12 protein-coding genes and 1 pseudogene are annotated in these 14,594 nt (G+C 73.3%); 9 read left to right on the plus strand and 4 right to left on the minus strand.

What is annotated here, in order from left to right; genetic code table 11:
* Positions 1-391: 391 nt before the first annotated feature.
* Positions 392-1,054, plus strand: coding sequence for an HAD family hydrolase (locus tag RM812_RS02020; protein ID WP_311570599.1), 663 nt, complete (start codon positions 392-394; stop codon positions 1,052-1,054).
* On the opposite strand, the gene RM812_RS02025 is transcribed toward RM812_RS02020, so the two are convergent.
* A complete protein-coding gene (locus tag RM812_RS02025; RefSeq protein ID WP_311570600.1) occupies positions 1,035-2,231 on the minus strand; it encodes a helix-turn-helix domain-containing protein in 1,197 nt (398 codons plus the stop codon). The genes RM812_RS02020 and RM812_RS02025 overlap by 20 nt on opposite strands.
* Positions 2,232-2,459: 228 nt before the next feature.
* On the opposite strand from RM812_RS02025, the gene RM812_RS02030 reads away from it, so the two are divergent.
* The 4 genes from RM812_RS02030 (at position 2,460) to RM812_RS02045 (ending at position 5,413) form a co-directional block, all read left to right on the plus strand.
* Entirely contained in the window at positions 2,460-2,804 is a 345-nt protein-coding gene (locus RM812_RS02030) for a hypothetical protein (RefSeq protein WP_311570601.1), read from the plus strand.
* Positions 2,801-3,535, plus strand: coding sequence for a hypothetical protein (locus tag RM812_RS02035; protein WP_311570602.1), 735 nt, complete (start codon positions 2,801-2,803; stop codon positions 3,533-3,535). Before RM812_RS02030 ends, RM812_RS02035 begins: the two co-directional genes overlap by 4 nt.
* A gap of 158 nt (positions 3,536-3,693) precedes the next feature.
* A complete protein-coding gene (locus RM812_RS02040; protein WP_311570603.1) occupies positions 3,694-4,233 on the plus strand; it encodes a class IV adenylate cyclase in 540 nt (179 codons plus the stop codon).
* Between the two features lie 61 nt (positions 4,234-4,294).
* Positions 4,295-5,413 (plus strand): radical SAM protein, encoded by a 1,119-nt coding sequence (locus tag RM812_RS02045; RefSeq protein WP_311570604.1) that lies wholly within the window; start codon positions 4,295-4,297, stop codon positions 5,411-5,413.
* A 49-nt stretch (positions 5,414-5,462) separates the two neighbouring features.
* On the opposite strand, the gene RM812_RS42995 is transcribed toward RM812_RS02045, so the two are convergent.
* The gene (locus RM812_RS42995; RefSeq protein ID WP_394816412.1) at positions 5,463-5,678 is read right to left on the minus strand and encodes a helix-turn-helix domain-containing protein; all 216 of its coding nucleotides are present in this window, start codon (positions 5,676-5,678) and stop codon (positions 5,463-5,465) included.
* 239 nt (positions 5,679-5,917) lie between these two features.
* On the minus strand, positions 5,918-6,997 hold the full coding sequence (gene absR1 / locus RM812_RS02050; protein ID WP_311570605.1) for a beta-glucuronidase AbsR1: 1,080 nt from the start codon (positions 6,995-6,997) through the stop codon (positions 5,918-5,920).
* Positions 6,998-7,068: 71 nt separating this feature from the next.
* Here absR1 and RM812_RS02055 point away from each other — a divergent pair, with 71 nt between their 5' ends.
* Positions 7,069-8,904 (plus strand): LuxR family transcriptional regulator AbsR2, encoded by a 1,836-nt coding sequence (locus RM812_RS02055; protein ID WP_311570606.1) that lies wholly within the window; start codon positions 7,069-7,071, stop codon positions 8,902-8,904.
* Positions 8,905-8,965: 61 nt separating this feature from the next.
* Here the strand turns inward: RM812_RS02055 and RM812_RS02060 are convergent.
* Positions 8,966-11,567 (minus strand): annotated as a pseudogene (locus RM812_RS02060) (CHAT domain-containing protein).
* A gap of 167 nt (positions 11,568-11,734) precedes the next feature.
* On the opposite strand from RM812_RS02060, the gene RM812_RS02065 reads away from it, so the two are divergent.
* The 3 genes from RM812_RS02065 to RM812_RS02075 all read left to right on the plus strand — a co-directional run bounded on the left by RM812_RS02065 (position 11,735) and on the right by RM812_RS02075 (position 14,297).
* Positions 11,735-13,168 carry a S8/S53 family peptidase gene (locus RM812_RS02065; protein ID WP_311570607.1) on the plus strand — a complete coding sequence of 478 codons (1,434 nt, stop codon included), beginning with the start codon at positions 11,735-11,737 and terminating at the stop codon, positions 13,166-13,168.
* Positions 13,169-13,239: 71 nt separating this feature from the next.
* On the plus strand, positions 13,240-13,815 hold the full coding sequence (locus RM812_RS02070) for an RNA polymerase sigma factor (RefSeq protein ID WP_311570608.1): 576 nt from the start codon (positions 13,240-13,242) through the stop codon (positions 13,813-13,815).
* A complete protein-coding gene (locus RM812_RS02075; protein ID WP_311570609.1) occupies positions 13,812-14,297 on the plus strand; it encodes a hypothetical protein in 486 nt (161 codons plus the stop codon). Before RM812_RS02070 ends, RM812_RS02075 begins: the two co-directional genes overlap by 4 nt.
* Positions 14,298-14,594: the final 297 nt, after the last annotated feature.

Below are 14,594 nucleotides of genomic sequence, written 5' to 3' on the forward strand. Positions count from 1 at the left end.
TCACCCTCCGCCCCGGGCGCGGACGGAGAGCCCGGCACCCCGGGGGCCGACGGCACGGACGGGGTTCAGGGCCCGCAGGGTGAGCCCGGCCCCGCAGGGCCGGCGGGTCCCGCAGGCCCGGCCGGACCGTAAGGTGAGCAGGGCCCCGCGGGGAGCAGGGTCCGGCCGGGCCGTCGTGTCCTTCCGGCTACAGTCTTCAGGCGCCACAGGATGACGCGGACGCCCTCGTGTGCCGTCGCGACAGTGCACCGGACGTTGGAGGCGATACGCCTACGAGTCCTCTTCCGCTGGCCTTGGACCCGCAGCGCCGCCAGTACCCATGAGATTTTGGCCCCCATCGCCCTCGCGGGCGGTGGGGGCCGTTTCGTCATGTCCGGATAGGGTCGGCCGCATGATTCGCGCTGTGATCTTCGATGTCGGCGAGTGCCTTGTAGACGAGACCCGGGAGTACGGCACCTGGGCCGACTGGCTTCGAGTGCCGCGCCATACTTTTCACGCGATGTTCGGAGCCGTCATCGCCCAGGGCCGCGACTACAGGGAGGTCTTCCAGGAATTCCAGCCGGGGTTCGACCTCTACGAGCAACGCGAGGCGCGGGCCTCTGCCGGCCAGCCCGAGACCTTTGGAGAGGAAGACCTCTACGACGACGTTCGTCCGACGCTGGCACAGCTACGACGCGATGGCCTGTGGCTGGGTATCGCAGGCAACCAGACAGTTCGTTCAGGGAAGATCCTGCGCAGCCTGTTCTCCGACGACGTCGATCTGATCGGGACTTCGGACGACTGGGGTGCGTCCAAGCCCGACCCCAAGTTCTTCGAACGCGTCGCCGAGGTCACTCCGTACGACAACGACGAGATCCTCTACGTCGGGGACCGTCTGGACAACGACGTGCGTCCAGCCGCCGAGGCGGGCATGCGGACTGCTCTGGTACGCCGGGGCCCTTGGGCCACGATCCAATGGTGGTCGGTGGACGCCAGGAAGGCGCCTACTTTCCGGGTGGAAAGCCTCCTGGAACTGTCCGGCGCGGTCCGCAGGTTCAACGAGCCAGAGCACTGACTGTCGTCGACCACCCGTACAGCCGGTCGTCCAACTCCCGCACGCACCTCTCGTGCTGGTGCGGCGCCAACGCGCGCCGTACCTCCCGCACCCGGTCCATGCCCATCGCGTACCACGTGCGCTCCAGCTGGGCGAGCGCCCGCAGCGCATACCCGCAGGCCGCCTCGGGGTCTCCGGCCGCGACTTCGACGGCTGCCAGGTCGCCGAGCACGACGGTCTGCTGCTTCTCCTCGGCGGGCCCCAGTTGGTCAAGGACACCGAGGAGAGTCTCGCGGGCCTGCGGCAGGTGGCCGGCCCGCAGCTGCGTGTTCCCCTTGAACGCGGCGAGCCTGACCGAGGAGAACCAGTCCAGCCAGTCGGGGCTCTCGTGCTCGCTGCCGTCGGCGAGGACGTCCTCGGCGTGCCCGATCAGGTGCAGCGCCGTCCTCGTGTTGCCGCAGCGGGTCTCGCACTCGGCCTCCACCGCGTCGAGCCAGGCGAGCAGCTCGGCCGAGGCCGGACCGCGCCGGGCATAGGTTCGCGCGGCCACCATCCGCTCGACGGCCGCATCACGGTCGCCCTCCCACGCGGGGGCGAAAGCCATGTGAGCCAGCGCCGCAGCGCCGAGTAGAGAGTCGTCGGCTTCTCCTGCGCCCTGGAGCGCACGGAGCAGGGTCTGCTGCGCACGGTCGGCGTCCCGCATGTCGAAAAACTCGATCCTGCCCGCCAGCAAGTACGTCTCGGCGAGCGCCGCGGCGATCCGCTGCCGTGTCTGCCCGGCCGTCTCGGGGAGCAGCGCGCAGCCGAGGGTGGCGTGCGCGATCGCCGCAGGGTGCAGGGTGGCGGGGGCCACCGACCAGTACAGACGTCGATGGGAGCGGGTGACGGCCTCGTAGTCCTCGGCCGCGGTGGCAGGCTGCACGGCGACGGACTGGGTGGGGACCGCGGCGAGCCCCACGGCGGCGGCGAGGACGGTCCGGCGGCCTGGGACCGCACCGTCTGTGGTGAATCCCAGCGATGCGAGGTCTTGGCCGAGGAGGCGGGTAAGAATCTGGGCCACCTCGGGCTGCGGCATCGGTGGCTGGTCGGACTCCCACCGGCGGACCTGCCGTACGCCCACCCGTAGGGCGTCCGCGAGGGCCTGCTGAGAGTGGTAACCGGCCGCGAGCCGGGCCGCCTTGAGCTGGGTGTTGGCCACTGGTGCACCTCCGTCGTCATGTGCTGCCGCCAGTGTCGTCGGAAGTCCCCTCGCTGGCCAGTCGTCACCCGACAGACGCAAGGAAAGTCCTCTTTCTGTCCATGAAGAGACCTCTCGAAGCCCTCGGCGTGACCTGTGACGGGGGCCACTCTTATACGCACCTGATCACCACGGTGCCAAGGAGCCACCATGCCGACCACGCCCTTACCTACCATTCCGGATGCCGCGATGAGAGGCTCGAAGGTGATCCGCGTGCCCCGGCAGCTCGGCCTCGCCGCGATGACCATGCTGGGCGCGTGCGCCGGCGCGGTCGTGGAGGCCCCTGTCGCAGGGACCCTCTTCTTCTTCGTGCCGACGGGCACCGCCGACACCTGGGACGCGGAGAACACCCACGCGGTCCCCGGAGGCACGCGGATCCCGATCCCGCCGCGGCGCCGCACGACCGGCCCGGGCCCACACCGGCGGATGTGCCCGGGCGACGGCGGCTGGCACACCGACCCGGCCGCGCTGCGTGCCGCGATCGAGGACGCTTTCGGGCCACGACTGGGCGACGCTGCGGAGGTCGGGGCGTGACCTGCTGCGCGATCTGCGACAAGGCGATCAAAGAAGGGGAGCCGTTCCGACGGCACCGACGCCGCGATCTCACCGGCAGTGTCCTGGCGACAAGCCACACCCACAAGGCGTGCCGCGGCCGGCCGACCATCGTGCCGTTCATCGCACAGTGGTCGGGCGAGACCGCATCGGACCCGACCGTTGTCCTGAGCCCGTTCAGCGGCGTGGCCTACGCCGACGAGACCGCCCTCGACCGTGACGACCGCGGCGTGCTGTGGCAGCGCCGGCCCGACAGCCGCGGCGTCGGTCGGCCGATGTACGGCAAGGTACACAGCGGCCGCCAGCGCCAAGCCATGGCCGGCCTGCTGTGCCATGTGTGCGGCGGTCCCGCCGACCAGGACGACCGTGGCGTGCTGTGGCTACTCGAAGACGGTGCCCGGGAGTACCCGCAGTGGCCCGAGGACCTGATGACGGTGCACCCGCCGATCTGCCTCGACTGCATCCCACTTGCGCGGCAGCAGTGCCCGCACCTGTGGGCGGGCAGCGTCGCTGTCCGCGTCAAGGCCTCCAAGGCGTGCGCCGTGTTCGGGCTCCGGTACACCGCGAGCCGGGTCGGGCCGATCCCCGTCGAGGGCGACATCTACCCGTTCGAGTCGCCGCTACTGCCGCTCGTCGTCGCGACGCAGCTGGTGCGCGCGCTGTACGACTGCACGATCGTGACCCTCACTGAGGAACTCGCGGCTCACGCATGAAGACCAGTCACCGGCGCGTGTCCGTCGCCGATCGTGCCGGTGGCTTCCAGGCGGCCCGTCTCCGTCCCCCGCCGGGGGCGGGCCGCTCACCACCACACGCCCCTACGCTGCACGGTCGTTGAGTCAACAGCAGCCCCCAACGATCGGAGACCCAACCCATGGCAGGCATCGAGTTCGAGGCGAAGACCCTCGACATCGACCCCGACAAGATGGCCCAGCTCATCCGCGACGCCGGCGGCACGCAGCAAACCGAACCGCGCCTGATGCGCCGGTACGTGTACGACACCATCCCGGCCGTACCCGGCCGCTGGGTACGACTGCGCGACACCGGCGCTGGCACGACCCTGTGTGTCAAGGAGATCCGCACGGACGCCGTCGACGGAACGCACGAGACCGAGGTCACCGTCGACAGCTTCGAGGAGACCGCCGCACTCCTACGCCTCACCGGTCTGACACCGCGCGGCTACCAGGAGAACCGGCGCACCTCGTACACGCTCGGCGCCGTCCGCCTGGAAGTCGACGAGTGGCCGCGCATCCCGCCGTACCTGGAGATCGAGGCCGACACCGAAACCCGGGTATGGGAGGCCGCCGCCGCCCTCGGGATCGACCGCGACCGTCTGACGTCGATCAACACGACCAAGGTCTACGCCATGTACGGCATCGACCTGGACTTCATCGCCGACCTGCGCTTCGAGTAGGGCGGCACCCGTTGATCCCGGCCGGGGCACCGTGCCCCGGCCGGATCGGAGAGGGGTACTCATGCACGACCTGAGCACTGTGCCGGTGGTGGTGAAACCGGATCGCACGCTCCGCGTGAAGATCATCGATGCGTGCGGACTCGCCTGCAATTTCTGCCACAACGAGGGAACGCCCGTTGTCACTGACAACGCCGACCGCTCCGCCGACCAGTTCACCGGCACCCCGGGCCGCTCCGGTCGGGTCTCCATCTACCTCCGCACCAACGGCGCCGGCTTCCTGCCCGCCCGGATCCCCGCCACCCCCGACTTCGCCCTGGCCCTCGCCGCCGTCCGCGGCAGCCTCCCGACGACCGAGGTGCACTTCACCGGCGGGGAACCAACGCTGCACCCCGACCTGCCCGGCCTGATCACCATCGCCCGGCGCCTCGGGCTCACGGTCGGGCTCACCTCGAACGGCGAGAACGGCGCCGCGGTCCTGCCCGCCGCCGCAGCGGCCGGCCTCGACCGGATCAACCTCAGCGTCTTCGGTACCACCCCCGCCGAGCTCGCTGCGGTACAGGCACCGCGCCTGTCCTCCTCGAAGCTGGCTGAGCGCAAGTTGGCCGCCCTCGACGCAACGATCGAGGCCGCGACCATGCACGGCATCAAGGTGTCCGCGAACATCGTGATCCCTGACCGCGACCACGTCGACCGTGTCCTCCGCATCATCGAACGCCACGGCCGCTCCGTCGTCGTCCGGATGCTCGTGTCGCTCGAGGACGGCGGCGCTTCACTGGACGCCATGCAGGAGGTCATCGACCGCCTGGGTGCCCTACCGGTTCGCCGCATCATCACGGCCGGCGCGTCCGACCAGCGGGTGCGGTACCGCCTGCCCGACGGACGCACCGTGTACGCGAAAAGCATCCGGCCCGTTCGCTTACCCGAGACCTGCGCCGACTGCCAGTTCAACAACCCGGACGACTGCCAGGAGGGCTACTACGGCGTCCGGCTGTACCGGGCTGTGGACGGCCCGTTCATGATCGGCGTGTGCATCCAGCGCATGGACCTGTGCCTGACGCTCGGCGAGTTCGTGATGAGCCAGCGCTGCCGGGAGGTGGCTGCCTTCCGTGACGACGAGACTGCACGGCTGACCCGTCTGCACGCCACGACAGCGATGGCCGGGGGATCCCACCTTGGCTGAACCGTCCGCGGCTGCCCGTACCGAGCTTCAAGGAGTGGTCAGCCGTCCGTCAGCCGACGAGGTCAGTGATGGGTACGTCAAGAACGCGGGCGATCCGCGGCAGCGCGTAGAGCGGAGGGTCATGGCTCCCCGCTTCGAACTTGTGGAGTACGTCTCGGCTCATACCGGCACGGAGGTGCAACTGCTCATGAGTGATCTTCCGGTGGCGCGCCTTGCGGATGCGGTCGCCGTTAGGCGTGTGGAGAGTACACGCAGAACAAGACACCCGGTCGAGCGACCGCGCGGCCGACTGGGCGACGTGCTGGAGCTGATCGAGGAGATCACCGAGCTGTAGCACCTGCCCATGGCCGGGCCCTGCTTCCTCCCCCGAAGAAGCAGGGCCCGGCGAGCCGGGAAACGTCACCTCAGTGTCTAAGCGACACTGTCCCCCGAAGGCGACGTGTCCCGGCCGGCCCCCGGCGCCGGACTGTGGTCTCGGTGCCCGGGTGCTCCGGAGACGCGCGGTCACCAGCACATGACCGCCGTCTCGCCCGCACCCCACGCGGAGTACAGGCGCACCCGGACGACATAGCGGCGGCCCTTGACGAAACGGGCCCTGATCGCGGCGTTGCGGGAGGTTCCCCCGTCGTCCTGTCCGACGAGGTAGCGGGGCTGCCCGTCCCGCTCCTCGAAGATCACGACGACGGTGTCGCTGTCGCCGAAGGTGCCCACGGTGTACTCCCGGGTCTCCGGCGGATCCACGCGGAAGTCGGCCTGCTCGCCCGGCCCGAGGCCGAGCGGCACCGAGCGGAACGGCACCAGCGGCCCCGGCCGGCCGATGGGCGGGTACCAGCGCAGGGCGAACTCCTTGTCGGCCGCGGAGAGGGTGCCGGGCGGTTGCAGGCCCGAGCGGTAGTGCTCGGGCTCCAGTATCAGCCCCGACGGGAACGGGTACTCCATGATCGACTGCGGGTCCCAGACCGGACCGTTGACCTCGTCCGTGTCCAGCTTGCGCAGGATGTTGTGGAAGGTCCGCTCCCGGCTCCAGTGGTTCGGCGGGCCCGCCAACTCGGCGTAGACGGCCTCGTCGTCCCAGAGGATGCCGGCGAACGGGCTCTGGTGCTCGTGCAGCATGCCGAGCGCGTGCCCGATCTGGTGCAGGGCCGTCGCGCGCTCCCCGGGCGCGGTCAGGTCCCAGCCGAAGTTCGTCGTGCGGTCGTTCAGACCCACCCGGAGCGCGTCCCTGCCCACCGCCGACCAGGACCCGTCACCGGGCTGGAAACCGATGCGCAGCTCGGCCTCCGAGCGGTCGCCGACCTCGGTGAGGACCAGCCCGATGCCGAGGTCCTGCCACTCCCGGAAGCAGTCGCGCACCACGGCCCGCTGCTCCTCGGTCCCGAACCACGACACCCGCCTGGGCCGGCCGGTACCCGGCATGGGCACGACCGAGGCGTCGGTGTCGCCGCCGAGGAAGCAGTAGTGCAGAACGGTGCCGTTGACCCACATCCGCTGCCCGCCGACGAGCGCGGCGAGACGCTCGGCGGCCAGCCCCGGCGGGAACGCGGGGGCGGGCTGCTGCGCGAGCGAGCAGTAGCGTGCGGTCATGGCCCACACACTGCCGTGCGCCCCGGTCCGGCGCCTGAGTCGAGGGCTACTCAAGTCCCCCTGTATCAGGGATGAGTACGCCGACTCCTGTTGCCGTGACGACTTCTCTGCGCGACGCGAAGACGCTGGAGCCGGCCTGGCCGTTCACCGGGCGGGCGGACGAACTGGAGCTGGTGCGCCGGTCCCTGGCCGCCGGACGGAACGGCCTCGTGGTGACCGGCCCGGCGGGCTGCGGCAAGACCCGGCTCGTGACGGAGGCCGTCCGCGGCACGGAACACTCCAGGGCGGCCGGGACGCCCGCGACCGACGGCATTCCCTTCGCCGCGTTCGCGCACCTGCTGCCCGAGACCGTCACCCTGCACCGTGCCGTGCAAATGCTGTCCGGCGTACGGCTGCTGATCGTCGACGACGCCCACCTGCTCGACGACGCCTCCGCGGCCCTCGTGCACCAGCTCGCCGTGCACGGCCGTACCCGGCTCCTGATCGTCGCCACCGAAGGCGTCCCCGTGCCGGGCGCGGTGTCCCGGCTGTGGTCCGGCGAGCTGCTGCCGCGCCTCGCCCTGGAGCCGCTGCCCCGCGAGGAGACCGCCGAACTGCTCTCGGCGGGTGCGGGCGTCGGCGTGGAGCCGCTCACCGTCGACCGGCTGCACCGCCTGTGCCGGGGAGACCTGCGGCTGCTGCGCGAACTGCTGACCGCCGTACGCGAGCGGGGGCTTCTCACGCCGGTCCCGGACACGGACCGGCGGGCGTGGCGGGGTCCGGTGCCGGTCACCGCGGCCGTGCGGGAGCGCACCGCCCACGTCCTCGACCGCGCCCGGCCCGAGGAGCGCGAGACGCTCGAGCGGCTGGCCTTCGCCGAGCCGTTGCCGCTCGACCTGGACTCCTTCGACGCACGCACCCTGGAGCAACTGGAGGCCGAGGACCTGGTCGTCGTCGACGAGCACGGGGCCACCCGGCTCAGCCACCCTCTGCACGGCCCCGTCCTGCGGGCCGCCGCGGGCCGGCTGCGGGCCCGGCGCCTGTCCCGTACCCCGGACCAGTGCGGTCCCGCGCTGGCCGAGGAGCGGGCCGCCCTGGTCCGACGCATCGAGCAGGCCGACGTACGGGCCCTGGAGACGCCCGTGGGGGAGTGGCTGGTGGCCGAGGGAGTGCCGCTGCCCGCGGAGTACGCGGCACTGCGCGCACGGTTCGCCCGCCTGCGCGGCCGGCTGCGCGAGGCCGCGGCCTGGGCCCGCGAGGGCCTGCGCACGGCCACCGACGACATCGCGTGCATGACCGAACTCGCCCTCGCCGCAGCGCAGTCGGGCGACGCGCCACCGGCAACGGCCCACGGCGCCCCCACCGCGGACGCCGCCGTGTGGTCCGCCGCGGCGCGCGGTGACCTCGACGAGGCGGTCCGTGAGGCGGCGCTCGCCCAGGACCCGTACGACGCCGTCCGGCTCGGTGCCCCCGAGTGCACGGTCGGCCGCCTCACCGGCGTCTTCGCCGCGCACGCCGACGCCCTCGCACGGGGCGACGGACCGGCCCTGGACCAGGTGGCCGAGCAGCTGGAAGGGCGCGGCTTCCTGCTGTTCGCGGCCGAGGCACACGCCCAGGCGGTACGCGCGCACCGCGACCCGAGCGCCGCCCGCACCGCCCGCACCCGCGCCGCCGCCCTCGCCCGGCGCTGCGAGGGCGCCCGGACACCCGCACTCTCCGGTCTGGTGCTCGGCGAACTCACCGCCCGCCAGCGGCAGATCGTCACCCTCGCCGCCGCCGGCCTGAGCAACCGGCAGATCGCGGAGAGACTCACCCTCTCCGTCCGCACCGTCGGAAACCACCTCTACGGCGCCTACACCCGCCTCGGCGCCGGCGACCGGGCCGCCCTGCCCTGGCTGGTGGAACTGCCCGAGGCCCAACCGGCCTGACGCGCGGCCCAACCGGCCTGACGCGCGGCCCGACCGGGCCCGACGCGCGACGTACGAGGCCTCAGGCCGCGCCGAACGCGCAGAACGCCCACCCCGTCGCCTGGTGCACCGCGTCACCGGGCAGCGCGGCCCGCGCGTCCCGCAGCGCCTCCGCGAGGGAGAGCCCGGCGTCCAGGCCCTTGTGCAGCGCGAGCATCAGCGGCACCACCGCGGCGTCGTTGACCGGCGCGCTGCACGCCACCACCCCGGCCGTGCCCAGCGGCAGCAGCGCGGTGACCAGCCCGAGCAGCTCGTCGGCGCCGACCGACGCGAACCGGGCGGTGTCGCAGCAGGACAGGATGATCCGGTACGGGCTGCGGGCCAGACGCTCGAAGTCGTGCACGATGAGCGGCCCGTCCGCCATCCGCAGCGACGAGAACAAGGGGCTGTCCGCACGGAAGGTGCCGTGCGCGGCGATGTGCGCCAGCGCGGCCCCGTCCAACTCCCGCAGCACCCGCGGCACCCGCCTCGTACTCGCCCCCGGCCGAAGGCCCCCACGCCCCGCCGGACCCGGCACCCCGCGACACCCCGTACCGGTCGGCGAGGTGCGGCACCTCCGCCCCGCCGCTCGCCAGTCCCGGCCCGCGGACCAGGACCTGACGGCCGCCGGGCGGGGGCGTGGTCTCCTTCGCGCGCAGCCAGCTGGTCGCCGACGGCGACACGCTCAGGACCCGTTCCCGCAGGGCGGGCAGCAGGGCCCACGGCACCCGGTGCAGGCGGCCCGGCGGGACCACGACGACCGGGCCCGAGCCGAGGTGCGCCGCCGCGCGGCCGAGCAGCAGCTCCTGCAGGCGCGCGCCCGCCGCCTCCACCAACGGCAGCCGGGCCTCCGCTCCCGGATGGGCCAGCCGCCGCAGCCCGGCCTGCACGTGCTCGGCCTCCCGCTCCGCCTCCGCCAGCAGCCCCGCCTCGAACCGCCGCACCCGGCCCTGCCCGCACAGCAGTACGTGCACCCGTCCGTCGAGCACGGCCAGCTCCACCAGCCGTACGTCCTCACCCAGCCGCCGCAGCAGACGGCCGACGTCGAACCGGTCACCGTCACCGGGCGCCTCGCCCCGCATGTGCAGGGTGCGCGAGCGGATCTCCCGCTCCAGGCGCCGCTGTTCCCGCTCCAGGGCGGGCGCGGGCCGGCCACCGTCCAACCGGGCCTCGTCCGCGCGGGCGGCGATCTCCCGGAACGCCGTCATACCGCTCAGCAGCGCGGGGTCGGCCGGAGGCCGGGTCGGCGGCGCGGACAGCACCGTCGCCCGCCAGCGCTCGCTCCACACCAGCAGCCGCCGCGGCCCGCCCGAGACCAGACTCGCCCGCTGCGCCAGCGCCGCCAGCTCCGCGCCCTGCGCGGTGGCCCGGGCCCGCAGCTCCGAGGCGCCCAGCGTCATCCGGTGGTCGTCGAGTACGTCCAGACCCCGCCGGCAGGCTTCCAGCACACCCCGCGCCGATCCGGCCGCCCGCGCCCGCAGCGCCTGCGCCGCCCAGCCCGTCATCCGTGCCAGCGGCGGACCGCTGTGCCGGCTGCGCGCGGCGACCGCCAGATGCCGTTCCGCGTCCGCCGTCCAGCCCAGGCCCAGCGCGATCCGGCCCGCCAGCAGCGACGCCTCCGGCGCGGCCGGCGCCCCGAAGGCGGCCAGCCGCTCCGCCACCGCGGCGGCGTCCGCCACCAGCCGGCCCGACCCGCGCCCCGTCGCGACCCGCGCCTCGATCAGCACCAGCCGGGCGTGCGTCTCGTACCAGGTGCGCCGCTGCGCGGCGAACAGCCGTACCGCGACGGCGGCACGCGCGATCGCGGTCTGCGGATCGTCCGCCAGCCGGGCTGCCCGCGCGGCGACCAGCAGCAGCTCCGCCTTGCGGGTGGACTGCCCGCCGATGCCGTCCAGAGCGGCGATCGCCCCGTCCGCCTCGGTCAGCGCCTCCGTGGCGAGCCCCGCCGCCATCAGCACCTCGCAGCGCCGGATGGTGAGCATGAACGTCGGCGTGTCCAGCTTGGCGTACCGCTCCTCCGCCTCGTCCAGCAGCCGCAGCGCCGCCGGCACGTCGCCCGACCGGAACGCCGCGAGCCCCCGGCTCTCCACCGCGTCGGCCTTGTCGTGCTCCTGGCCGGTGGTGTCCCACAGCGCCTCCGCCGCGGTGAAGTCGGCGTCCGCCCGCTCCACCGATCCGAGCGCCAGGTGCACCGTCGCCCGCAGGGTCAGCGCCCGCGCCGTCCAGATCACGTCGTCCGCCTGCCGCAGCACCGGGATCGCCCGCCGCACGTCCTCCAGCGCCTCGCCGTGCCGGCCCAGCACCCACCACACGTACGCCCGCCGGTACAGCACCCGCGCCCGGGTGTGCCCGGTGCCGCGCGCCACGCCCCGCTCGAACGCCGCCAGACCCTCCCGGGTGCGGCCGGAGTGCACCAGCGCCACCCCGAGCGTGGCGAGCACGTCCGCCTCCCGCTCGGCCGAGTCGGCGCGGGCCGCGAGGTCGCGGGCGCGCCGCAGATGGGCCAGGGCCCGCCGGGTGTCGCCGAAGTCCCGCTGCCAGATGCCGATCACCTGATGCGCGACCGAGGCGTGCAGCGGCGACGGATCGGCCCCGAGCAGCTCCTCCGCCCGCGCCAGCGCCTCGTTGGGGGCGGCGAACACCATGGGCAGCAGTTGGAGAACCGAGTCGTTTCCCGCTGTCACCCCACGGATGGTAGTGCTCCGGAACCGCACCCCACAGGTTCGAGTCTGTATCAATCAGCCACCCGCCGACTCTGATTGACGACCGTCGCCGCGATCGTCACCACCACCGCCTCAGTGGAGGGCATGCCATGGCACCACAGAGATTCCGCGAGCAGTTCGACCAGATCCAGCGCTCGATGCCGGACGTCCCGCTGGCGATGGGGCCGGACGACTCCGCCGAGTTCCTCTACGAGAAGGGCGTCGTGCTCGCCCGTGACGGCGAGGAGGCCCGCCTCGTCGAGGACACCGTGCGCGACCACTTCACCACCATGGCCGGCCTGACCTCGGACCACGTGCGCCGGGCGGGCCCCGAGACCAACCGCACCGGCATCACCCGTATCCGGGTCGGCGACCCCGGCGAGGGCGACAGCGGCGGCGACCCCACCGTCGCCCACGCCCTGCGCTCCCTCAGGACGATGGAGGGCCGCGCCGGCCGCCGGCTGATCAGCCGCAACCACGTCGTCTCCATCGCCGTCAACGCCTGCCCCGGCGACGAGCCCGTGCCCGTCCCGATCAGCGAGCCGCCGAACCCGGCCGCCGCCGAGACGCCGTACGACGCGGGCACCGCCGTCGGCGTCCTCGTCGTCGACACCGGCCTCATGCACGACTACCGGGCCTACCCGCTGCTCGCCCACACCGACGGCGACGCCCAGGTCAGGGAGTGCGACGACGACGGCGTCCTCCAGCAGTACGTCGGCCACGGCACCTTCATCGCCGGGCTCGTCGCCGCCGTCGCCCCCAACACCGAGGTGACCGTCCTGGGCACTCTCAACGACGCCGGCGCCATCCTGGAGTGCGACCTGGGCGAGAAGCTGTTCGAGGCCGTCGACCGGGGCGGCTGGCCCGAGGTGCTCAGCCTCTCGGCCGGCACCTCCAACGGCCGCGCCGACGGGCTGCTCGGCGTGCACGCCTTCATGGAGGAGCTGCGTGAGCAGCGCACCCTGCTGGTCGCCGCCGCCGGCAACAACGGCAGCGCCACGCCCTTCTGGCCCGCCGCCTACGCCGACCTGCCCGGCTGGAGGAAATCGGTGCTGTCGGTCGGCGCGCTGCGCTCCGACGGCGAGTTCGGCGCCTGCTTCAGCAACCACGGCGGCTGGGTCAAGGCCTACGCCCCGGGCGAGCGTCTGACCAGCGCCCTGACCGGCTTCGCGACGCCCGTGCCGTACGTCTACCAGCACTCCACCTACGACGCCTGCCGGTACGGCTTCGCCTACGCCTGCACCTGCCAGTACCCCCCGCACAACGGGGTGCTGAGCGAGCCGGGCGACGCCCCCGCCAAGCCCGACCAGGTGATGTTCGAAGGGCACGCGCAGTGGAGCGGCACCTCCTTCGCCACGCCCTTGGTCGCGGGCCTGGTCGCCGCCCACATGACGGCGCACGGGGAGCGGAACCCGCGCGCGGCCCGCGCGCAGTTGCTCGCGGCCAACACCGAGTACGCGGAGGTCCGCGGGGCGCACGTTCCGGCGCTGCTGCCGCCCACCTGGCGCCCGGTCCCCGTCGACCCGTCGGCCGGCGGGTCGTGAGCGGCCGGACGCTGGGCGGAACCACCCACTCCACGGCGTACGATGACGTGTCGTATACGAGGGGTGGGGCAGTGGACCGTGCAGAGGTCGGGGCGCTCGTCCAGTTGGCCGCCGACGGGGACGCGGCGGCCTGGAAGTCGCTGGTCGACGGGCTGGGCCCGCTGGTGTGGTCCGTGGCGCGGGCACACGGGCTGTCCGACGCCGACGCGCACGAGGTCTACCAGACCGCCTGGTTCCGGTTCGCTCAGCACCTGGGCCGCATCCGCGAACCGGAGAAGACCGGCTCCTGGCTGGCCAGCACGGCGCGCCACGAGTGCCTGAAGCTGCTCAGGGCGTCGAAGCGGTGGACACCGACCGACGATCCGCAGTTGCTCGACCGGCCGAGCGAGGACCGTACGCCGGAGGAGTCGGTGCTCGACTCCGAGGAGGCCGCCACGCAGACCGAGCGCGTCCGGCGTCTGTGGCAGGAGTTCGAGGAACTGGGCGAGCGGTGCCGCCAGTTGCTGCGGGTGCTGATCTCCTCGCCACCGCCCAGTTATCAGGAGGTGTCCGCCGCGCTGGGGATCGCGGTGGGCAGCATCGGGCCGATGCGCCAGCGCTGTCTGCGCCGGCTGCGGGCCCGACTCGAGGCCCGGGGGACGATATGAGCGACAGGTACGACGGCGACGGAACCGACGAGACCTTCACGGAGGGCGAGTGGGACGCCGCGCTGCTGGAGGAGGAACTGCGGCAGGCCGCCGCGATCCTGGACCCGGTCCCGGCCGAGCTGCGGCGGATCGCCGTCGACGCCTTCGCGCTGCACGACCTGGACACGCGCGTGGCCGAGCTGACGTTCGACTCGCTGGTCGACGCCCTGCCGGTCAGGGGAGAGGCGGACCCGCCGCGGATGCTCACCTTCCGCGCGGACGAGGTGACCGTCGACGTCGAAGTGACCGCGGACGGCCTGATCGGACAGGTGCTGCCCCCGGGGCCGGCCCGGATCGAGGTGCTGAGCGGTCCGCGGGCCCATGCCCGGCTGACGGCGGACGACATGGGCCGGTTCACCGGCGACGCCCCGCCCACCGGCCCGTTCGCGCTGCGGCTGCGGACCGGTCGTGAGGTGGTCATGACGGAGTGGCTGCGCGCCTGACCCGCCGCCCCACCCAGGGCAGGGCGCTCGGCCGGCGGATCACGGTCCGGCACGTCCGCCGCCTCGCTGCCGACGGCGATCGGGAAGGGCCCGAGGACCCTGCCGCCCCGCTCCGCCGGGGCGGCCCGTCCCGTACGACCCCGTCCGGCAGGCCGTCGCGGATCTCCTGCGCTCGGGGCAGCAGCCCCTCACCGCATCGCACTCACCGTGAACGCCCCCGCGTCCGCCCGCGGCCGCGGGGCGCGGTCGGGCCGGGCGGCGCGGGCGGGCCGGGTCGGGGCGGCGCGGACGTGGTCG

Origin of the sequence: Streptomyces lancefieldiae (assembly GCF_031845825.1) — a bacterium.
Classification (GTDB): Bacteria; Actinomycetota; Actinomycetes; order Streptomycetales; family Streptomycetaceae; genus Streptomyces; species Streptomyces lancefieldiae.